Annotated in this window: 13 protein-coding genes; 3 read left to right on the plus strand and 10 right to left on the minus strand. The window is 72.7% G+C overall.

From position 1 onward, the window contains the following. Positions 1 to 6: 6 nt before the first annotated feature. Both IEZ11_RS21325 and IEZ11_RS21330 read left to right on the plus strand, forming a co-directional pair. Complete coding sequence (locus IEZ11_RS21325; RefSeq protein ID WP_189264417.1) at positions 7 to 2,004, plus strand: alpha-1,4-glucan--maltose-1-phosphate maltosyltransferase; 1,998 nt, start codon at positions 7 to 9, stop codon at positions 2,002 to 2,004. Next, the gene (locus tag IEZ11_RS21330) at positions 2,001 to 3,449 is read left to right on the plus strand and encodes a maltokinase N-terminal cap-like domain-containing protein (protein WP_189264418.1); all 1,449 of its coding nucleotides are present in this window, start codon (positions 2,001 to 2,003) and stop codon (positions 3,447 to 3,449) included. The genes IEZ11_RS21325 and IEZ11_RS21330 overlap by 4 nt, the downstream gene beginning before the upstream one ends. A 135-nt stretch (positions 3,450 to 3,584) precedes the next feature. On the opposite strand, the gene IEZ11_RS21335 is transcribed toward IEZ11_RS21330, so the two are convergent. The 4 genes from IEZ11_RS21335 to IEZ11_RS21355 all read right to left on the minus strand — a co-directional run bounded on the left by IEZ11_RS21335 (position 3,585) and on the right by IEZ11_RS21355 (position 9,893). Then, positions 3,585 to 4,943, minus strand: coding sequence for a helix-turn-helix domain-containing protein (locus tag IEZ11_RS21335; protein WP_189264419.1), 1,359 nt, complete (start codon positions 4,941 to 4,943; stop codon positions 3,585 to 3,587). A gap of 485 nt (positions 4,944 to 5,428) precedes the next feature. Further along, a complete protein-coding gene (locus IEZ11_RS50975; RefSeq protein ID WP_229713246.1) occupies positions 5,429 to 8,023 on the minus strand; it encodes a dipeptide ABC transporter ATP-binding protein in 2,595 nt (864 codons plus the stop codon). Next, positions 8,023 to 8,913 (minus strand): ABC transporter permease, encoded by an 891-nt coding sequence (locus tag IEZ11_RS21350; protein ID WP_189264420.1) that lies wholly within the window; start codon positions 8,911 to 8,913, stop codon positions 8,023 to 8,025. The genes IEZ11_RS50975 and IEZ11_RS21350 overlap by 1 nt, the downstream gene beginning before the upstream one ends. After that, positions 8,910 to 9,893, minus strand: coding sequence for an ABC transporter permease (locus tag IEZ11_RS21355; protein ID WP_189264421.1), 984 nt, complete (start codon positions 9,891 to 9,893; stop codon positions 8,910 to 8,912). Before IEZ11_RS21355 ends, IEZ11_RS21350 begins: the two co-directional genes overlap by 4 nt. 175 nt (positions 9,894 to 10,068) lie before the next feature. On the opposite strand from IEZ11_RS21355, the gene IEZ11_RS21360 reads away from it, so the two are divergent. Further along, positions 10,069 to 11,763, plus strand: a complete 1,695-nt coding sequence (locus IEZ11_RS21360) for an ABC transporter family substrate-binding protein (protein ID WP_229713248.1) — start codon at positions 10,069 to 10,071, stop codon at positions 11,761 to 11,763. Between the two features lie 91 nt (positions 11,764 to 11,854). Here the strand turns inward: IEZ11_RS21360 and IEZ11_RS21365 are convergent, their stop codons facing one another. The 6 genes from IEZ11_RS21365 to IEZ11_RS21390 all read right to left on the minus strand — a co-directional run bounded on the left by IEZ11_RS21365 (position 11,855) and on the right by IEZ11_RS21390 (position 21,739). After that, positions 11,855 to 13,081, minus strand: a complete 1,227-nt coding sequence (locus IEZ11_RS21365) for an IS701 family transposase (protein WP_229713252.1) — start codon at positions 13,079 to 13,081, stop codon at positions 11,855 to 11,857. Then, entirely contained in the window at positions 13,074 to 15,233 is a 2,160-nt protein-coding gene (locus tag IEZ11_RS21370) for an AGE family epimerase/isomerase (RefSeq protein WP_189264422.1), read from the minus strand. Before IEZ11_RS21370 ends, IEZ11_RS21365 begins: the two co-directional genes overlap by 8 nt. Continuing rightward, positions 15,230 to 17,446 (minus strand): glycogen debranching protein GlgX, encoded by a 2,217-nt coding sequence (gene glgX, locus IEZ11_RS21375; protein ID WP_229713255.1) that lies wholly within the window; start codon positions 17,444 to 17,446, stop codon positions 15,230 to 15,232. Before glgX ends, IEZ11_RS21370 begins: the two co-directional genes overlap by 4 nt. Continuing rightward, positions 17,443 to 18,153, minus strand: coding sequence for an SDR family oxidoreductase (locus IEZ11_RS21380; RefSeq protein ID WP_189264423.1), 711 nt, complete (start codon positions 18,151 to 18,153; stop codon positions 17,443 to 17,445). The genes glgX and IEZ11_RS21380 overlap by 4 nt, the downstream gene beginning before the upstream one ends. A gap of 168 nt (positions 18,154 to 18,321) precedes the next feature. Next, positions 18,322 to 19,656, minus strand: a complete 1,335-nt coding sequence (locus tag IEZ11_RS21385) for a nucleotidyltransferase family protein (protein WP_189264424.1) — start codon at positions 19,654 to 19,656, stop codon at positions 18,322 to 18,324. Between the two features lie 238 nt (positions 19,657 to 19,894). Then, positions 19,895 to 21,739, minus strand: coding sequence for a DUF8823 domain-containing protein (locus tag IEZ11_RS21390; protein ID WP_189264425.1), 1,845 nt, complete (start codon positions 21,737 to 21,739; stop codon positions 19,895 to 19,897). Between the last annotated feature and the right edge of the window lie 73 nt (positions 21,740 to 21,812).

Here is a 21,812-nt window from a genome sequence, read left to right on the forward strand (position 1 = left end):
GATCCCATGACACCGGTGACCGGGCGCATCCCCGTCCTGGACGTCCGCCCCCGGGTGCGGGACGGGGAACTGCCCGCCAAGGCCGTGACCGGCGAGCACCTCGACATCACCGCCACCGTCTTCCGCGAGGGCCACGGCGTGGTCGCCGCGGACGTGGTCCTGCGCGGCCCCGAGGGCGCCCCCGCACAGCGGGTGCCGATGACCCTCGTCGATCCGGACGCCGACCGCTGGAGCGCCACCGTGATCCCCGGCACCGAGGGCCTGTGGACCTTCCGGGTGGAGGCCTGGGCCGACCCGCTGGCCACCTGGAGACAGGACGCCGCTCTGAAGATAGAGGCCGGCGTCGACACCGAGCTCACCCTGCGCGAGGGCGCGCTGCTGCACGAACGGGCGGCGCACGGCGAGAACGACATCACCGACCGGTACCGGCGCGAGGACGTCCGGGCCGCGACGGCCGCGCTCCGCGACCCGCTGAGCCCGCCCTCGGCCCGGCTGGCGGCCGTCACCAACCCCCGGGTGACGGCCGCCCTGGGCCGCTACGCGCTGCGCGAACTGGTCACCTCCTCCCGGCCGCTGGCGCTGCGCGTGGAACGGCGGCGCGCCCTGGTCGGCTCCTGGTACGAGCTGTTCCCGCGCTCGGAGGGGGCCGTCGTGGAGTCGGGCGCGCCGCCGGTGGGCGGCACCCTGCGGACCGCCGCCGGACGGCTGCCCGCGGTGGCGGCGATGGGCTTCGACGTGGTGTACCTGCCGCCCGTCCACCCCATCGGCGCCACCCACCGCAAGGGCCCCGACAACGCTCTCGTCGCGGGCCCGGACGATGTCGGCTCGCCGTGGGCGATCGGCTCCTGGCAGGGCGGCCACGACACCGTGCACCCCGGCCTCGGCACCCTGGACGACTTCCGGTACTTCGTCGGCACCGCCCGCGGCCTCGGCCTGGAGGTGGCGATCGACTTCGCCCTGCAGTGCTCCCCGGACCACCCCTGGGTGACCGGGCACCCCGAGTGGTTCCACCACCGGGTGGACGGCACGGTCGCCTACGCCGAGAACCCGCCGAAGACCTACGAGGACATCCACCCCCTCGACTTCGACACGGACTTCGAGGGCCTGTACGCCGAGGCGCTGCGCGTCCTGCGGCACTGGATGGCGCAGGGCGTGCGGATCTTCCGCGTCGACAACCCGCACACCAAGCCCGTGCACTTCTGGGAGCGGCTGATCTCCGAGGTCAACGCCACCGACCCGGACGTGGTGTTCCTCGCCGAGGCGTTCACCCGGCGGGCCATGGTGCACGCCCTGGCCCAGGCCGGCTTCCAGCAGTCGTACACCTACTTCACCTGGAAGAACACCAAGCGGGAGCTGACCGAGTACCTGCCCGAACTCACCCGGGACAGCGCCGACTTCCTGCGGCCCAACCTGTTCGTGAACACCCCGGACATCCTGCACGCCTACCTCCAGCACGGTGGCCGGCCCGCCTTCGAGGTCAGGGCCGTGCTGGCGGCGACCGCCGCGCCCAGCTGGGGGGTGTACGCCGGGTACGAGCTGTGCGAGAACACCCCGCTGACCGAGGGCACCGAGGACTACCTCGACTCCGAGAAGTACCAGCTGCGGCCCCGGGACTGGGCCCGCGCCGAGGCCGAGGGGCGGACCATCGCCCCGCTGATCACCCTGCTCAACCGGCTCCGCCGGACCCGTCCGGCCCTCCAGGAACTGCGCAACCTGCGGCTCCAGCACACCGACAACGACCAGGTCCTCGCCTACTCCAAACACCTGGAGCTGCCCCAGGGCGGCACCGACGTGGTGCTGGTCGTCGTCAACCTCGATCCGCACCGGGCCCAGGAGGCCACCGTGACCTGCGACCTGGCGGCCCTCGGGCTGCCCGGCGACGGCACGCTCAAGCTCCGCGACGAACTCACCGGAGCCGCCTACGCCTGGGGCGAGTCCACCTATGTGCGCCTCGACCCGGCCCACCAGGTCGCGCACGTACTGACGACCGAGGAGGCGTCATGAGGACGGAGACAGGGACGGAGACAGGGACAGGGACAAGGACGGAGACGAGGACGGCGCTTCTGCGGCCGCTGCTGCCCGCGCTCGGGCCGTGGCTGACCGGCCGGCGCTGGTTCGACACGCGCTACGCCGGGGCCCCGCTCACCGCCGAGGCGGCGTCGGTGGTCGGCGACGAACCCCCGCTGCTGCTGCACGCCGTGGTCGCCGCGGACGGCGCCGCCGGACCGCTGCGCTGCCAGCTCCTGCTGGGCCTGCGCCCGGAGCTGCCGGCCCGACTGGCACCCGCCGCGATCGCCACCGTGCCGGCCGGCCCCTGGCAGGGCTGGCGGGTCTACGACGCGCTCGCCGACGGCACCCTGCTCGCCCTGCTGCTGCGCACCCTGGCGGGCGGCGGTGCCGAGCACGGACCGCGCCTCGAACGCAGCTCCCGCTATCCGCTGCCCGTCGGCCTGGTGCCCCGGCCGCTCCAGGTGGAGCAGAGCAACACCTCCGTGGCCTACGGCGACCGGATCCTGCTGAAGATCTTCCGCCGCCCGGAGCCGGGACCGCACACCGAGGTCGAGGCGCTGCGGGCGCTCACCGGCCAGGACTGCACCCGCACACCGCACCTCTACGGGGCGGTGCACAGCGACGCCCCCGGCGCGGAGGGCCTGGTGCTCGGCCTCGTCGAGGAGTTCCTGCCGGACGCGCGGGACGGCTGGGAGGAGGCGCTGCGGCAGGCGACCGACTCCGTGGCCGGCCGCGGCTTCGCCGGCGGGGGCTTCACCGGGGACGCGTTCAGCCTGGGCGAGGCCGTCGCCGACGTGCACGGCGCGCTGGGCGAGGCGTTCGGGCGGACCCGGCTGACCGTGGCGGACGTGGCCGAGGAGGCGGCACGGATGACCATGCGGCTCAAGGAGGCCGCCGAGGAGGTGCCGGCCCTGGCCCGGTACACCGCACGGCTCGGCGCCCTCTTCGACGACTGCGCCCGGGTGGCCGGCCGCGGCTGCCCGCTGTTCGTCCAGCGCACCCACGGCGACCTGCACCTGGGCCAGGCGCTGCGCGCCCACGACGGCTGGCGGATCGTGGACTTCGAGGGCGAGCCGGCCCGGTCGGCCGCCGAACGCGCCCGTCCGCAGCCGGTGCTGCGCGACGTGGCCGGCATGCTGCGCTCCTTCGACTACGCGGCCCGCACGGGGCTCGCCACCGTCGGGACGGCCGAGGCCTCACCGGCGGTCCGGCTGCGCGAACGCCGGCGCGCGTCCGCGTGGGCGGCCCGCAACCGGCGGGCGTTCATCGCCGGGTACGCGGCCGCCGGCCACGAGGACCCGGACTGCCACCCCGTGCTGCTCCGCGCCTTCGAGGCGGACAAGGCCGTCTACGAGGCCGTCTACGAATCCCGTCTACGCCCCGATCACCTACCGATCCCCCTCACCGCAATCCACCGTCTGGCCGCACCGGCCCATTGACGGCGACGGCCCGACAACTGGGCGACGGGGCCGGGAAATCCTTGTTCTGCGGAGTTTCTTTTCTCTTTGTCGTGCGGTTGTCGCGGTGGTTCCGGGAGGGGAATTCGGGTGGGCCGGGGAACGGGGCGGACCGGGTCAGGGGCGGCCCTGCTCGGTGAAGGTCGAGCTCGGGTCGCGGTTCGGGGCCAGGCCGGCCGACGACAGCGCATGGTCGTACGCCTGGAGCGCCGCGGTGCTGTTGCCCTGGCGGCGCCACAGGTCGCCGAGGTAACGCCAGTTGAGCGCGGTCTGGTGGGACGGCGGGAACTGGCGCAGCTGCCGGGTGGCGGCCTGGAGGCACTGGGCCGCCTGCTCGTGGTCGCCGCGCAGCAGATGGATCTCGGCGAGCGTGGCGCGCGCGCCGACCGCCTGGATGCGGGACTCCGGCCCGGTGAGGCCGAGGGCCCGCTCCGCGTGGGCGGCGGCCTCGTCCCAGTTGCCGAGCATCGCGTCCGCGTCGGCCAGCCCGATCTCGCACTGGGCGAGCTCCGGCGCGTTGCCCACCTCGGCCAGCAACTGCTGGGCCTCCTCCAGCAGTTGCTTGGCACGCGCCGGTTCGGGCTGGTCGACCTGGAGGAGCAGCGAACCGCAGTTCATCTTGAGCATGGCGAGATGGCGGATGTTGTCGTCCTCGGACATCAGCGCCAGTGCCCGCTCCACCAGCGCCAGTGCCTCGTTCAGCTGGCCGCGGGAGCGGGCCACCAGCCCGGCGTTCCAGAAGACGGCCCCCCGCGCGGCTCGTGCCCCCTGCCGCTCGGCGGAGTCGAGGAGCCGGACGCCGAGCAGCTGGGCCCGGGTGAGGTCGCCCCTCATGTGGTACGACGCCATGAGCGTGGCGCCGAGCTGGACGTGGTCGGCCGTGACGTCCAGGCCGAGGGCGTCCAGCCGGGACATGGCCCGCTCGGCGATCTCGATGCTCGTCGTGATGTCGCCGGCGTTGCGGTAGCAGCGGCTCAGGGCGACCGACACCGTGCACCAGTCGGCGGAACCGGGAGGCAGGTCGGGGTCGCGCTGGAGGTCTTCGAGGATGGCGATGGCGGCCTCGATCCGGTCCAGCTTCTCCAGGGCGGAAGCCTGCGCGATGCGCGCGCGCCGGGTCATCGACGGGTCCAGCAGGGACGGCCGCGCCAGCAGGTCGCTCAGCGTCTGGAGCGCCTCGCCGTTGCTGCCGTTGCGCAGGGCCATCTCGCCGAAGGCCAGCCGCAGCCGGGTCTCCTCCAGCTCGTGGTCGTCGCGTCCGGTGCGCAGGTACTCCGCGGAACACCCCAGGCGCTCGGCGAGCGAGGCGAGCACCGAGTCCGACGGCGCGCCGCGCTTACCCGACTCGATCAAGGAGATGTAGCTCGCCGAAATATCATCGGACGCGAGATCCTGCTGCTTGAGTCCACGTTTGCCGCGCAACACCCTGATGCGCTCGCCCAGTCCTGCGGCCGTCGCGTTGCCGAGTGGATCCATGCGAACTCCTCGGTGCAGTACTTGACTATCGGGATGACAGATCGATGTTACCAGTAAGTTGATGTCTACCCAATGGGCCTCCGGTGATCTTTTAGCGGCCTTCTACCGCATTCTGCAGCCGATTTCCCTGATCAAATTGAGGGAAGCCTTATGTGGTGTGCGATATTCCGTTTGTTTATGACTAATTTTGCAAGAACCTGCTTGACTGCATTAGTCATTCAGAGTTGACTGTAATCGTCAAGGCGCACACTTATATTGTTCAGGGGAGGGGATTTTCGTGAGCAATAAAATAATCGCGCTCTTTGCAATCGTCGTCCTGATCAGTGGTCTGGTGTCGGGGGGACTGTGGCTGAGCGATTCCGGTCCGGGTGACCTCCGGCAGCACGAAAGCCTGCCCGCGGGCGTCGGCGGGACCGGTGGTTGCTGCTGATCACACACGCGCGTCGCACGGGACCGGGTCCGGTCCGACGGTCGCCCTTCGGCCGTCAGTCCGGACCCGGTCCCTCGTCGTGCGGAAAGGCGGAGCCGGGCGGGAAATGGCAGGAGACGGTGTGGTCGATGCCCGGCCCGGCCGCCCGCCCCCGCGGTACCTCCGCCGCGCAGCGCCGCCGCTGCGCGGCCGAGAGCAGGGCCTGGACGGGACAGCGGGCCCGGAACCCGCACCCGGCCCCGGAGCCCGCGCGCGGGTCCGGCCCGGGGTCGGCGGGCAGCACGGTCCGGCGCCGGGCCCGCTCCGCGACCGGGTCCGGCAGCGGCACGGCCGAGAGCAGGGCCCGGGTGTAGGGGTGGCGCGGCCGCCCGTACACCTCGGCCACGCCGCCCGTCTCCACCGTCCGGCCCGCGTACATGACCGCCACCCGGTCGGCGAGCTGCCGGACCACCGCGAGGTCGTGCGAGACCAGCAGGTACGCCGGGCCCAGCTCCCGCTTCAGCCGCAGCAGCAGGTCCAGGATCCCGGCCTGCACCGACACGTCCAGCGCGGACACCGGCTCGTCGAGCAGCAGCAGCGCGGGGCCGACCGCCAGGGCGCGGGCGATGGCGACGCGCTGCCGCTGCCCGCCGGAGAACTGGTGCGGATAGCCGTCCGCGTCCGCCGGACGCAGCCCCACCTGGGACAGCAGCCGCGGCACCCGCGCCGCCACGACGGCCGGCGGCACCCGGGCGGCGTGCAGCGGCTCGGCGACGATGTCACCCACCGGCATCCGCGGATCGAGGCTGGACGCCGGGTCCTGCGGCACCAGCTGCACCGCCGTGCGCAGCTCGCGCGCCGCCCGGCGGGACAGCAGCGCGGTGTCCTGCCCGAGGATCTCCACCCGCCCGGCCTGCGGAGCCGTCAGCGCGGCGATCTCCCGCAGCGTCGTGCTCTTCCCGGCCCCCGACTCCCCGACGAGCGCCAGCGTCTGCCCGCGCCGCACCTCCAGATCGACACCCTCGACGGCCCGCACGACGGGGGCACGGCGACGCCGGAACCCCGCGACCGAGTACGACCGGCCGAGCCCGGAGACCGACAGCACGATGTCGCAGGCTGCGACTGCGGGGGTGGCGGGGGTGCCCGGGGTGCTGGGGGTGTTGGGGGTGGCGGGGGTTCTGGGGGTGCCCGGGGTGCTGGGGGCGTCGGGGATGCTGGGGGCGGCGGGAGTTCTGGGGGTGCCGGGGGTGCCGGGGGCGGCGCTTCGGGGTGCGCCGGGGGCTCCGGCTCGGGGTGTGTCCCCGGCCATGTCCCCGGCCATGTCCCCGGCCATGTCCCCGGCCATGTCCCCGGCCGTGTCCCCGGCCGTGTGCTCGGCCGTGTTCGGGGACGGTTCGGCCGGGCGGTCGGCGTGCGCCGGGGTGTCGATGGCCCGGTGCCACGGTCCAGGCGCGGCGGCCGGGGCGGCCGGAGCCGCCGGGGCGGGTTCGGCGGCGCTCGCGCTCGTGCTCGTGCCGTCCGGTGCGGGCGTCGGGCGGGCGTGCGTGCCGCCGACCGGGTGGGCAGTCGGACCGGCGGCCGTGGCCGTCCGGTCCGGGGTACCCGGCGGTGCCCCGAACAGCTCGGCCGCGGTCCGGTGTCGGGCCTCCCGGATCCGCCGGCAGGCCGCCTCGTGGACGTCGGTCGCGGTGGGGGCGGCCCGGGACGGGCTGTCCACTTCCGTGAGCGGGGGCTCGGCCGTACCGCACTCCGGCTCCGCCAGCGGGCAGCGCGGGGCGAAGGGGCAGCCGGGGCCGGTGCCGCCCGGGGCGGGGGCGGTGCCCGGGACCGGTGTGGGCGGGAACCGGGCGTCGAGGCGGGGCACGGCGCCGACCAGGCCGAGGGTGTACGGCATCCGGGGCCGGCACAGCACCGCCTCCACCGGACCCGTCTCCACCACCCGCCCGGCGTACAGCACCGCGACCCGGTCCGCGGCGCCCGCGACCACGCCGAGGTCGTGGGTGACGAGGAGCAGCGCCGCTCCCGTCTCCCGCCGGGCGGCCCCGAGCGCCGCCAGCACCTGCGCCTGTACGGTCACGTCGAGCGCGCTGGTCGGCTCGTCCGCGACCAGGACCGAGGGCCGGTTCGCCACCGCCATCGCGATCATGGCCCGCTGGAGCATTCCGCCGGACAGCTGGTGGGGCAGGGCGCGCGCCGCTCGTGACGGCTGCGGCACCCCGACGAGGTCCAGCAGCTCCACGGCCCGCCGCAGCGCCGTCCCCCGGCGCGGGCGCGGGCGTTCGTGGATGCGCAGGGCCTCCGCGATCTGGTCGCCGACGCGCAGCACCGGGGTGAAGGCGTGCAGCGGATCCTGGAAGACCATGGCGATCCGGCGCCCGCGGAGGCCGGCCAGCTCCCGCTCCGGCCGCCCCAGCAGCTCCTCGCCCAGCAGCCGCACCGAACCGCCCACCCGGGCACCGGGCGGTGCCAGCCCGAGCAGGGACAGCGCGGTCAGCGACTTGCCCGCACCGGACTCGCCGACCAGGCCCAGTACCTCGCCGGGGCGCAGTACGAGGTCCACGCCGCGCACCACGGGCACCGGCGGCCGCCGCCCGCCCCCGAAGGCGACCGTCAGCCCGCGCACCTCCAGGGCCGGGGCCGCCGATTCGCCCGCCGCCAGGTCCGCGCTCATCAGGCGAGCCCCGAGACGACACCGCGGGGCGGACCGGCGGGCCGTACCGTCGTGGGGTCCAGGGCGTCGCGCAGGGCGTTGCCGAGAAGGCTGACGGCCAGCACGAACGCGGTCAGCAGACCCGCCGGGAAGAAGAACATCCACGGGTACACCAGGGCCACGTCCGACCCGTCCGCGATCAGCGTGCCCAGGGAGACGTCGGGCGGCTGCACGCCGAAGCCGAAGTAGGACAGACCCGCCTCGCTGACCACCGCCCCGGCCACCGTGACCGTGGCGTCGGTGATCAGGAACGAGGCCAGGTGCGGCAGCACGTGCCGCCAGATGATCCGCACCGGCCCGACCCCCATCAGCTGTGCCATCACCACGAACTGACGCTCCTTCAGCGACCGGGTCATGCCGCGCACCGCCCGCGCGGTGACCATCCAGCCCAGCAGGGCGAGCGGTCCGGCCAGCGCGAGCCAGCCCCACCGCCGCAGCCGCGGGGCGAGCACCACCAGGACCAGGAAGCCGGGAAGGACCAGCAGCAGGTCCGCGACGAACATCAGCAACCGGTCCGTCCAGCCGCCGAAGTACCCGGCGCAGGCGCCCACCGCCGCCGCGAGACCGGTGGCGACCGCGGCCACCAGCACCCCGATCAGCAGCGACTTCCGCAGCCCGTGCGCGACCTGGGCGAACACGTCCTGCCCGATCCGGTCGGTGCCCATCCAGTGGCGCGCGTCCGGCGGCTGCCGCAGCGCGGTGTAGTCGACGTCGGTGTAGGACCACCGGCACACGTACGGCCCGGCGACCGCGAGCACCACGAGGGCCAGCAGGATCGCCAGTCCACACAGCGCCCCCGGGTGCCGGGCCAGCCGGCGCAGGACGGCCCGCCCGCGCCGCCCCGGTCTCACGGCCGCCGCACCCGGGGATCGAGCAGCGCGTGCAGGACGTCCGCGACCAGCCCCGCCAGCAGGACGACGGCCGCGGCGAAGCCGTTCACCGCCACGACCGAGTTCACGTCGCCCTTCTCCACCGAGTCGATCAGCCAGCTGCCCATGCCCGGCCAGCCGAAGACCCGTTCGGTGAACACCGCCCCGGTGACCAGGGTGAGGACGCCGAAGGAGAAGAAGACCGTCATCGGTACCAGCGAGATCCGCAGCCCGTGCCGCAGCAGCGCGCGGCCCGGGGTGAGCCCCTTGGCGCGGGCGGTGCGCAGATGGTCCGCGGCGAGCACGTCCAGGGTGGCGGCCCGCTGGTAGCGGCTGTACAGGGCGATCGCCGCGAGCGCCACACAGAGCGCCGGGAGCACCAGGTGGGCCGCGGTGTCCCGCAGGTGGACGCTCCAGTCGCCCTGGAGGCCGGGAGTGTGCTCCCCGGTGTACTTGACGACGTTGCCGCCCGCGGCCCGGTTGACCGCGAGGGCGCCGGTCTTCAGCAGCAGCGCCAGCACGAAGGTGGGCACGCACAGCACCGCGAAGGAGAACCCGGCCAGGGCGCGGTCGCCGAGCCCGCCGCGCCGGACCGCCGCCCACATCCCGGCCAGCGTGCCGACGGCCGTACCGGCGACCGTGCCCACCAGCAGCAGCCGTACCGACACGCCGATACGGCGGCCGAATTCCGCGCTCACGGACTGGTCGTCGATGGTGCGGCCCAGGTCGCCGTGGACGGCCCGGTCCGCCCAGTGCGCGAAGCGCTCCGGCAGCGGTGCCCGGTCGTCCATGCCGAGCCGGGCCAGCTCCCGGTCGACGACCCGCGCCGACGGCGCCGGCCTGCGGTCCTCGAAGTAGGCGCGGGGATCGAGCGCGGTCGAGGCGAGCGCGTAGGACAGGACCAGGGAGACGAGGAACAGGACCATGCAGCGGACCAGGCGCCTGGCGATCAGGAAGACCATGGAACTCCTGACGGGCACGGAGAGTGACGACCCGGGCGGTGCGCGGGCGTCCGCCGGGGGATGGAGTCTGCCTTCTCTTCATTTGAGGGAAACATCGTGATGTTAAGCTCCGACGCCGCAATTCGCAGAAAAGTCAAGGCAGTTGGCGGTTCCGCGACGCCGGAGGGGCTGGCAGGTGGAGCGATTACGGGGATGGCCCGGGTGGCTGGCCGTCTGGGCGCTCATCGTCCTCACGGCCACCGGATGCTCCGCGTCCGACGGGCACGACGATTCCCGGCGCCAGGCACTGCCGACGTACGGCACCTACGACATCAACGCCCTGCCGTCCGAGGACCTCCGCTCCGGAGGGACCCTGACGCTGCCGATCACGCAGATGATCACGCAGTTCAACTTCAACCACGTCGACGGCGCCCTGGACGACGTGTGGACGATCGACACGATGACGGAGCCGCGGCTCTTCACCCGGGACGCCGAGGGTGTTCCCCACATCGTGCGGGACTACCTGACCTCCGCCACCGTCTCCACCGCGGGCTCCCGGCAGGTCGTCACCTACCGGCTGAACCCGAAGGCCCGCTGGTCCGACGGCCGGGCCCTCGGCTGGCGGGACTTCGCCGCGCAGTGGCACGCGGTGGGCGGCGGCGACGACCGGTACCTGGTCGCCGACCCGAGCGGCTACGACCGCATCGCCGACGTCCGCCGGGGCGCCGACGCGCACGAGGTCCGGGTCACCTTCAAGAAGCCGTACGCCGACTGGCGCAGGCTCTTCACCCCGCTCTTCCCGGCCGTCGCCTACGACAGCCCGCTCCACTTCGACTCCGACTGGCAGGGCCGGCTCCCGGTCACCGCGGGCCCCTTCCGGCTCGCCTCCGTCGACCGTACGGCGCAGACCCTCACCCTGGTCCGGGACGCGGCCTGGTGGGGCACCCGGCCCCGGCTCGCCCGGATCGTCTTCCGCGTCCTCGACCCCGACGCCGCCCTCCAGGCCTTCCTCAACGGCGAGGTCGACGTCGTCAACGCGGCCACCAGCGAGGCCTACGCACAGCTGGCGAAGGCGCCGGACACCGCCATCCGGATCGGCTCCGCCTGGGACGAGGTGCACATCACGCTGAACGGCGCCGACGGGCCGCTGGCCGACCGGGCGGTGCGCAACGCCCTCCAGCAGGCCGTGGACCGCCCGGCGCTGGCCGAGGTCGCGGCGGCGGGCCTGCCGGTGAAGGTGCCGCTGCTCGGCAACCACTTCTACATGACCAACCAGCCCGGCTACGCCGACGACTCCGGCCCGTACGGCCGCTTCGACCTCAAGGCCGCCGAGAGCGCCCTCGACCGCGCCGGCTGGCGCACCCAGGGCGCCGGGAAGCCGAGGACCAAGGACGGCCGCAGCCTCACCCTCCGCCTGGTGCTGAGCGAGGGCACCAACCGGCTCGGCGAGGACCTCGCCCAGCTCGTCCAGCAGATGCTCGGCCGAGCCGGCGTCCGTGTCGACATCGAGAAGGTGCCCGCCACCGCCTACGGCCCGCAGTACCTGGACAAGGGCAACTTCGACCTCGCGATCTTCCGCTTCACCGGGCTGACCTACCCGAGTTCCGCCTACGCCGTCTACCGCCGCCCGGCCGGCGGCCAGGTCTTCGAGAACTACGGCCGGGTCGGCTCGGCGAAGGTGGACCGGCTCCTCGACAGGGCCGCGGGCACCCTCGACCCCCGAGCCGCCCAGCGCCTCTACAACGAGGCGGACACCGAGATCTGGCGCCTCGGCCACGACATCGAGCTCTACCAACGCCCCCAGGTCCTCGCCACCCGCAGGACCCTCGCCAACTACGGCGTCCCGGGCCTCGGCGACATCGACTACACGAAGGTCGGCTGGACGAAGTGAGGGAGGGGCGGCAGGAGGCGGAAGCGAGCGCGCGGCGACCCCGTGCGGACGGGTCCGCACGGGGTCGCCGTGGCCGTTCCGGCGGTGCCGGTCAGGCATGCGGGGTGCTCAGGGCTCTCTCGGCCGCCTGCTGGCGGACCATGTCGAAGCCGAGGGCGGCCGAGGCCAGGGTGACGTGGTGGTGCCAGCCCCGGAAGGAGCGGCCCTCGAAGTCGCCGAGGCCGAACTCGTCGTGCATCCGGCCCAGCGCCTCCCCGGCGAACCTGCGCAGCCGTGCCAGCAGCACGAGCTCCGCGAGCCGGCGGACCGGCAGGTTGGTCAGCCAGTAGGCCCGCGGCTGGGGCCGGCCGTAGGGCCAGTCCGCAAGGAGCATCCGGGCCCGCGGCGCCGCGCTGGGGCAGCCCTCGGGCGAGCGCTCGGCCCGCAGCAGCACGGGCACGGTGAGGAACTCCGAGTGCCACATGCGCTCGGTCACCGGGTCGTGCCAGGTCACCGACGTCCGCTCGGTCTGCCGGACCGCGTGCGCGGCCAGGTCGGCCAGGGTGCCGCCGGTGCCCCGGGCGGCGGCCCGGCCGCGGGGGAGGAGCACCGGCGTGTGCGGGGAGGCCTGGACGACGTAGCCGAGACCGCGGGCCTCCAGCCCCCGCAACAGGGGGTCCGGGTCCCCGTCGCCCCGCCAGTCGGCCAGCACCGGCAGCGGTTGCAGGGACCACTCGTCGAGCATCTCGTCGAGCGCCTCCAGCACGTAGCTCCACCGCGGGCGGCAGCGCTCCTGTTCGGGCAGATGCGCCTGGCCGCGCAGGTCGTCGTCCCGGTCCCACCGGGCCGGCAGCGTCAGCCGCCAGTTCACCGGGACCCCGCCGGCCTGCCCCACCAGTGAAGTCGCCAGTGCCAGCTGGCAGTTGACGGTGCGTTCCTGGGAGGTCGCGTACTGGCGGGCCACGCCGACCGAGCGGTCGCCGTTCTTGGCGAAGACGACCTCGTCCACCGACCAGGCCTCGGCCCGGAAGGCCCGGACCATCTGCCCGGCCAGCCGGCCGCGCACCGGCGCGGACGCCCAGGGGCTCTGGTTCACGAACTGCTGGATCTGCTGCACCGCCCGCCGCCCCAGCACCTGTTCGGTGATCCGGGCGGGCGTCTTGCGGCCGGGCACCGCCAGCAGCCCGCGCAGGTACACCTCGCCCCAGCGCCGCTGGTCGGCCCGGGTGAACTCGCCGAACAGCTCGCCGCAGTAGGCGGGCAGGTCGCAGGCACCGGGCGGGGCACCCGGGGTACGCACGGACGGTAACGGGAGGGTGATGGTCGCGAGATCACTCATGGTTGCAGTCGTCACCACCCTCCAACAGGAAGGCGTCCGTGGAGAGCAGCGCGTCGGCGACCTCCGGCAGGGCGCAGCCCACGATCACGAAGTCGACGTCGAGCCCCGCCTTGGTCCGCTGGAACAGCAGCTCGTTGATGGCGGACCGGCACATCTCGCTGGTCTCGCAGAGGTGGAACTCCACCCGCGCGGGGGTGGCCGCCATGACCTCGCCCAGGATCCTGCGGAACTTGCCCAGTTCGGCGGCGTCGATCACGCCGCGGCAGCTGATGTGCGCGGTGCCGCCGTCGAACTCGCTGCGCATCCGCAGCCGCATCTGGGCCGGCTCCAGCTCCACCCGCACCCGCACCGGCTCGGAGCCCTCGGGCAGCCGCACGGTCAGGTCCTTGCCGTCGAAGTTCTGGTACGGCTGCCCGTCCACCCACACCCGGGTCAGCTCCGCCGAGCCGGCCGGCAGCAGGTCCGGCGCCACCCGCAGCAGCCGCTCCGGAAGGTCGTCCGGGCGCGGCCGGAAGTGCAGGGTCACCGGGTCGTTGCCGAGCAGCAGACCGGTGTAGGTCGCCGACAGGTAGCACAGCTCCAGCGCGTGGTAGCCCGCCATCGCGTGGCTGCCCTTGAGCCGCTCGGTGCCCAGCAGGTAGGGGATGCCGTTGGCCAGGACGTTGAAGTAGACGCCGCCGTCCTCGTAGTCGAGGAAGTACGCGTTGTAGAACGACGCCGCCTCCCGGGCGAGGCGCAGGTGCTCGGGGTCGTCGGTGGTGCCGGCCAGGATGAGGTAGGCGAGGATCGCCTGCTCCTGCTGCCACCAGGCCTTGCGGTCGTGCCAGACCATGCGGTGGATGCCGCTGTCCGGGTCGGGCTGCCGCTCCACCACGTCGTACCAGCCGCTGCGCAGGCCGTCGCTGCCCACCGCGGGCATCAGCTCGGCGATCCGCTCCGCGGTGGTGCCGTACTCGGGCTTGTCGTGCAGGGCCTTGATGCGGGTCAGGTTCCAGGTGATCTTGAGGTTGTGGCCGACCACCGCGCGGTCCTGCTGCCAGCCCCAGGTGCGGTCCGGGCTCCAGTCGGCGTGGAACCGTTCCTGCACGAACGGGGAGTTGGGCTCGTCCGGGAACCGCTTGACGATCGTGTCCGCGGTTTCCTCGAGCAGCGCGGCGAAGTCCGGGCGGCCGGTCGCCAGATAGGCGTTGATCAGGTAGGCCGGGGCGTGGTCACCGACCGAGTTCCAGTTCTTGCGGGACCGGTTGCGGCCCAGCGAGTCGGCGCCCGGGTCCAGGGCGATCGGGTCCAGGTGCGAGAAGAACCCGCCCTCGACCGGGTCGCGGAAGTACTTCTGGAACAGGGCGACCGTGCGGTCGATGTCGTTCAGGATCCTCGGGTCGCCGGTGATCCGGAAGGTCTGGGTGGGGCCGGCCAGCGCGTAGATCTGCTCGTACATCGGGATCGCGTCGTAGTCGTCCCCGAACTCCGAGGCGAAGACCGGCCGGTGGCCGTTCGGTGTGATGTCGATGCCGTGGTACCAGTAGGTGATCCCGTCCGCCTGGTCGTCCACCCGCATGTGCTCGCGCAGGTACTCGGTGCCGGACTGGGCCGCCTCCAGGAAGCGGTCCTCGCCGGTCAGCAGGTAGGCCGTGGCCAGCCCGTACACCAGCCGGGAGATGGTGTCGGTCTCCTGACGGACGTCCTGGCCGTGGAAGTCCGGCAGGTGGGTGCCGCTCAGGGTCAGGTGGGTGCGGAAGTCGCGCCAGTCGTAGTTCCCGTCCGGGAACTGGCCCCGCAGGTAGAAGTCGGCGATGGCGGCGGCCTGCTGCACCCACCAGTTCGGGTGCTCGAAGACGTACTGGCCGCGGCTCTCCTCCGGGAAGGTGATCTCCTTCGCGTCGAAGCGGGCGCCGCCCTCCCACTCGTAGAGGATCCCGTACGCGAACAGGAACCGGCCCTCGGCCAGCATGTCGACGGTGTCGGCCGTGGTGTCGCGGTAGGAGTCGCCGAGGTTGCGGACGATGCGGGAGACGGCGTTGTGGGTCAGGTGGACCGTGAACTCCCGCCCGTCCGGGCTGCGCAGCCCGAACATCCGCCTGGTGGGGCTGTAGTGGGTCACGTATCCCGCGAGGGTGTCGGAGGTGATACGTCGTTGCGAGAGTGCGCTCATCGTCGTGTGCCCTTCTCGTCGGGCAGAGCCGCCAGCAGCACGACGCTGCGGCCCTGGGCGTGATAGATGGGACCGTCGACCGGTTCCTCCGCGCCGGGCGGGAGGATCTCGTGCGAGGCCGGCCGGGCCGTGTCCAGGACGCGGTGCCAGCGGTGGCCGGGGACGACGGGCAGCTCGAAGTCGAGGCCCAGGTGGTACATGTTCAGGACCAGGTGCAGGTCCGGGTCACCGTCGAAACCGCCGTAGGTGCAGGCCAGCACATGGGCGTCGGCGTTCTCCCAGCCCGGCTGGTGCAGTCGCGTGCCGTGCCAGGTGATGTCCGGCAGGAAGCGGGGGTTGAGCCGCTCGGAGAAGAACTGCGGCTCCCGGAAGGTGCGGTAGCGCTTGCGCAGCCCGATCACGTCCCGGGTGAACCCGAGCGTCTCCCGCTCGGTCCCCACCTGCTCCCAGTCGAGCCAGGAGAGCGGGCCGTCCTGGCAGTAGCCGTTGTTGTTGCCGGCCTGGCTGTTGCGGAACTCGTCCCCGGCCAGCAGCATCGGGACACCGCGGCTGAGCATCAGGATCGACAGCAGGTTCTTGACCTGCCGCACCCGCAGTCCCTCGACCTCGGGATCGTCCGAGGGCCCCTCGCAGCCGCAGTTCCAGCTGTAGTTCTCGCCCGCCCCGTCGGCGTTGGCCTCACCGTTGGCGTGGTTGTGCTTGGTGTCGTAGCTGACCAGGTCGTTGAGGGTGAAGCCGTCGTGGCAGGTCACGAAGTTGATGCTGTTGGTGGGCAGTTCCTCCTGCGGGGCGAACAGGTCGGCCGAGCCGCCGAGCCGGGAGGCGACCTCCCCGGAGATGCCCGCGTCACCGCGCACGAACCGCCGTACGTCGTCCCGGAAGGGGCCGTTCCACTGCGCCCAGCGCTTTCCGGGGAACCGGCCCACCTGGTAGAGCCCGCCGCCGTCCCAGGGCTCCGCGATGATCTTCGTCTCGGCCAGGATCTGGGACAGCTCGATCGCCCACAGCGCGGGCGGCACCGCCATCTCGTAGCCCATCGGACCGCGCGACAGCTCCGAGGCCAGGTCGAAGCGGAAGCCGTCGACGTGGTGCTCGGACACCCAGTACTCCAGGGCCTCCACGATGAACTTGGTGACGATGGGATGGTTGGCGTTGACCGCGTTGCCGCACCCGGTGAAGTCCATGTAGTGCGAGCGGTCCTGCGGCCACAGGTGGTAGTAGGCCTCGTTCGCGGCACCCCGGAAACTGATCGTCGGCCCGAACTCGTTGCCCTCGCTGGTGTGGTTGAAGACCACGTCCAGGATGACCTCGATGCCCGCCTTGTGGAACGCCTTCACCATGTCGCGGAACTCGGTGATGTGGGTGGCCAGATGGGGGCTGGAGCAGTAGCCGGTGTGCGGGGCGAAGAACCCGTACGGGTCGTAGCCCCAGTAGTTGCGCAGCGCCGTCCCGTCCGGTCCGGTACGCAGCACCTGGGTCTCGTCGAAGTCGAAGACCGGCAGCAACTCCACCGCGGTGACGCCGAGTTCCTTCAGGTGCGGGATCTTGTCGATGACGGCCGAGAAGGTGCCCGGGTGGGCCGCCCCGGAGGTCGGCGAGGCGGTGAAGCCGCGCACGTGCATCTCGTAGACGACGGTCTCGGCCATCGGGGTGCGCAGCGGGGTGTCGCCCTCCCAGTCGTAGTCGTCCAGGTCGACCACCAGGCTGCGCATGGAGTGCTCGACGTTGTCCCCGGGGCCGATCGCGCGGGTCCGCTCCCAGCGGCTGTTGACGTTGGCGCGGGCGTAGGGGTCGAGCAGCACCTTGCGCTGGTCGAAGCGGCTGCCCCCGGAGACGGGGTCCCGCGGACCGTCCATGCGGTAGGCGTAGACCTGGCCGGCGCCCAGGCCCCGCACATGGCAGTGCCAGAAGTGGAAGCTGCGATGCCGTTCCGGGTGCAGCCGGATGGTCCGGTAGGGCTGCGGGCTGTCGCACTGCTCGAACAGCAGCAGGTCCACGCGGGTGGCGTGCTCGGAGAAGACCGAGAAGTTGACCCCGTCGGCGTCGACGGTGCTGCCCAGCGGCTGCGGGTGGCCCGGGGTGACACCGGGCTGCGGGACGTCGAGACTGCCGGGCCCGGTGGCGTGGTCGGCGGGCAGGGTCATGTGCGTGTTCGTGGCATCCGTCGTCGTGGTGGTGGCCGGCTGGTCCTGGGCCTCGGTCGAGACGCTCATACGAACACCGCCCTGGTCCCGGTCGGGGCGTCGGCGCGCAGCCCGGCGAAGAGCTCGCCCCAGGGCACGGGCCCGGAGGCCGGCCCGGCCTCGCTGCGCATCTCGAACGTCACGCCGTGTGCCGCGGGCGAGCCGATCGCCCGGACACAGGCCTCGGCGACGTGCGCACGGGACACGTAACCGTCGCCCACGTCGCCCTGCTCCAGGTGCAGCACGCCGTGTCCGGGCTCGTCGGTCAGCCAGCCCGGCCGGATCACCGTGTAGGACAGGCCCGAGGAGCGGACCGCGTCCTCGCCGGCCAGCCGCCAGTCCAGCATCCGGCCGTAGGCGTTCATCGGGTGGTCGCGGCGGGTGACGTGCCGCTGGCTGACGAGCACGAAGTGCCGGCCGGCCGCGGCAGCGCCCAGGACGTCCAGGACGTGCCGGACACCGCCGTACAGGGTCGACTCCGGGCTGTCCGGGCCGGCGGCGTCGGTGCCCGGCTCCACGGCGTAGACGACGGCGGCGCACCCGTGCAGGGGGGTGCGGAGCGTGCCGGGGTCGCGTACGTCGGCGGTGAAGTGCTGCGCCTGCGCGGGCATGTGCCGCCGGGCGCGCTGGGTGCTGCGGCCGATGACCCGGACGGTCTCGCCCAGGGCCAGCAACTGCCGGGTGACGAGCCGGCCGACCCGGCCGGTCCCTCCTATGACTGCGATCGGGCTGTCCATCGAGAAAACTCCCCAGGGCGGTAGCCGAGCCGGACGAACGGGGTGCGGGAAGGAACGGGTGGACGGGGGCACGGGTGGGTGTGGGTTGGGTGGGTGCGCGGTTGCGCGGGTGCGGGTGGGCGCGGGTGGGTGTGGGTGGATGGGCGCGCGGCTGTGTGCCGGGCGCGGTCAGATCCAGCGCAGGATGTCGTCGGAGCTGGTCAGATGGGTGCCGGTGGGCAGACCGGTGACGGCCGGGACCCGCAGCCGCGGGTAGACGCTCACCCCCGACAGCCGGGTGCCGGGCCGCAGGTCGGCGGCCTCGCCGATCGCCGAGTGGACGAGCCGGACGGGGTTGTCGCGCGCGGAGTGCACCTGCGCCATGGGCCCCACGTACGAGTCGGTGACCCGGGCGTACGGCCCGACGACGGCGCCGTCGCCGATCGCCGCCCGGCTGAGCCGGGCCCCTTCGTCGATGTCGACGTCGTCGCCGACGTCCGTGTACCGCAGCTTCACACCGGGGCCGATCTCGGCGTTGCGCCCGATGCGCACGGCGGGTCCGAGGACCACGCTGCCCTCGGCGATCTTCTGGGCCAGGGTGGTGCCGGTCGCGCTGTCCTTGGTGCGCAGGCTCGACTCGTGGATCCAGTACGGCGGGTCGGTGCTCACCGGCGCGCCCATGGCCCGGCTCATCCAGGGGTAGCGGCCGCGCAGCACGTCGCCGAGGGTGGCCAGGTAGTCCGGGATGCTGCCGAGGTCGCCGAGCCGGTCGATGGGCGCGGCCGCGACCGGCTGCCCCCGCCGGACCAGCCAGGGCAGCAGGTCGCCGCCCCAGTCGAGGCGCTGCTGGGCGAGCCGGATCATCTCGGGGGTACGGGCCGCCAGCCGCAGGCGTCCGCAGTCGACGAGGTACATGCCCGCGTTGGTGGGCAGGGTGAAGCCGGTGCCTGGCAACGATGTCTCGGGGAAGAGGCGGTGGACGCGGTCGAGGTCGGGTTTCTCCAGGAAGCCCGAGACGGTGCCGTCCGCGGCGGTCTGCATCACGCCGTACTTGCCGGCGATCTCCTCGGCCGTGCGGCCGACCGAGGCCACGGTCACCACGGCACCGGTGGCGTCGTGCGCGTCGGCCAGCCGGGGGAGCGAGAACTCGAAGACGGAGTCGACCGGCAGGACCAGGGCGCGGCCGGTCAGGTCCCACCGTTCGAGGTTGTGCAGGGTGGCGGCGCCGGAGCCGACGTTGTAACGGTCGAGCCGGGCCCGGGAGTAGTGGATCTCGACGCCGAACCGCTCGCCGTGGCCGAGCACGAGCTTGATCTGGCTGTGGTTCTCGGCGCCCTGGGCGACCACGTAGAAGCGGCGGACGCCCTGGTCCCGGCAGTTCTCCACGAGCCATTCGATGACGGGCCGGCCGGCGAACGGGATGAGCGCCTTGCTGCGGATGTAGTCCGAGGAGGCGAGGGTGAGCGGCTTGGCGCGTTCGCCCCGGCCTCCCGCCAGGATGATCCCTAACGTCTCGTCCCCCATGACTGCGCTGCCTCCTCGGCCGACGAATCAATGCCATTCAGTCAACTGAGGCTGTCATTGGGAGTCAAGTAAAATGTAAAGAAAATGGGTGAACAGGGGCCGTCCAGCACCCCAACGGGCCCCTGGATCACCACTCTGAGCTGGGAATGTATAGACCGGATCTCGATTGACTCACACAGTCAATCGAGTGCTCATCCAGTCAGTCATGTCGGTCAGTCATGTCGGCTGGGCGAGCCGGTCACTTCAGCTCGTCGGGGCAGGGCGTGCCCCGCGGCAGCTGGTACGGCGCCGCCAGCCGGTACGTCCCGGCCCGCGGGGCCAGCAGCATCGTCCACCGGTCGCCCTTCGTGTCCTCCGCGGTCTCGGTCAGGCAGCCGCTGACGTTGGTGTACGTCTTCGGACTGCCGTCGGCCCGGTGCTTGGAGGCCTCGGTCTCCTGGGGCGGCTTCAGGCTCTTGCCGTTCGCGTCGACGATGCTCAGCCAGGGCGAGTACGGGATCCGGATCAGGATGCGGCCGGCCTTGCGGACCTCGATGGTCAGCTCGCCCTGCTCGGCGCTGTCCACCACCGCGTTGGGCTCGGCGAGCGGCACCGGATCGGTCACCCGGAACAGCTGCCAGTTGGCGTCGCCCCAGATCTGCTTCAGATACGGCATCCCGCGCTGCACCAGCGCCCGCTCCCGCTCCCCGCCGTCGCCGTCGGGCTCGTCCTTCGGCAGCACGACGTAGTGCACGGCCCAGCGCTGCAGCCACTCGTGGTAGTTCGCGGAGTTCAGGGTGTCGTCGTAGAAGAGCGGGTTGCGCTCCATGTCGGCCTGGCGGTTCCAGCCGCGGGCCAGGTTGACGTACGGCGCGAGCGCGGAGGCCTCGCGGTGCGAGCGGGCCGGGACCACCTCGACGCGGCCCTTCTCGGCGCCGACCTGCTGGAGCTGGTGCACGAGCGGGGCGAGCTCGCGGGCCCAGGACGCGGCCGGGGTCGTGTGCACGATGTCGTCGACCGCCTTGAAGCCGATCCAGCCGACGAAGCCGAGGAAGGCGAGGACCGTGACGTAGTACTTGCGCGAGCGCGGGACCGTGTACGGAAGGGCCGCGATCAGCGTCGCGCCCGCGAACAGCATCGGCAGCCGCGAGATGTTGGAGCCGATCTGCGAGCTGACCAGCCACACCAGCACCACGGCGAGGCTGTACACGGCCGCCGTCAGCCGGACCGTCCGCCACTCCTTCGGGACGAGGAAGAGACAGAGCAGGCCGTACGACAGCGGCAGGATCACCGAGCCGAAACCCATCGGCTGGGTGCCGGAGAACGGGAACAGCCAGGCGGAGACCGCCACCACGGCCGCGGGCGCCAGGCCCAGCGCCCAGGCGCCCGGCCGCCGCTTCTGCAGGAACAGCGCGACCGCGACGAAGCCGACGAAGAGCCCCGCCACCGGGGACGACATCGTGGCGAGGGCCGCGAACGGGGCCGCGACCAGTGCCTTCGCCCACCGTTTCAGGCGCCAGCGGTGCGGCCAGCAGAACACCGCGCCGACCGAGGCCAGCGCGAACACCGTGCCGAGGCCGAAGGTGACCCGCCCGGAGATGGCGTTGCACAGCAGCGCGAACACCCCGGCGAGCGCGGCCCACAGGGGGTTCCGCACCGCGCGGCTGCGGATCAGCAGCAGGGTCAGCAGGCCGGCCGAGGCGGTGCCGGCGATCATCATCGTGGTACGGACGCCGAGCACCGACATCAGGTACGGCGACACCACGCTGTACGACACCGGGTGCATCCCGCCGTACCAGGCGAGGTTGTACGCCGAGTCCGGGTGCCGGCCGACGAACTCGGCCCAGGCGTCCTGTGCCGCGAGATCGCCGCCGCTGTTCGCGAACGTGAAGAACCAGAGGATGTGCAGCAGGCCGGCGAGGACCGTGACGGAGAGCACCGGATGACGCAGCAGGCGCTGGCGCAGCGGCTCGGCGGCCCGCAGCAGCCTGCCGGCGGCCCTACGCTCCGTATCGTCCGCGTCTGCCCGCGGCAGGGCTATTCGCGGGCCGGCTACCGGGCCCGGATCGGCGTTGTCGGCGCGTGTCGGCTCCGCTGTGGCCACCTGAAGGCACTCCCCGTGTCCCGTCTTCTGTTCTCGGCCGTGTTCCACGGTGTTACCGGCCGCTTCCCGTCCA

The organism is Streptomyces fuscichromogenes, from assembly GCF_014645815.1.
Classification (GTDB): Bacteria; Actinomycetota; Actinomycetes; order Streptomycetales; family Streptomycetaceae; genus Streptomyces; species Streptomyces fuscichromogenes.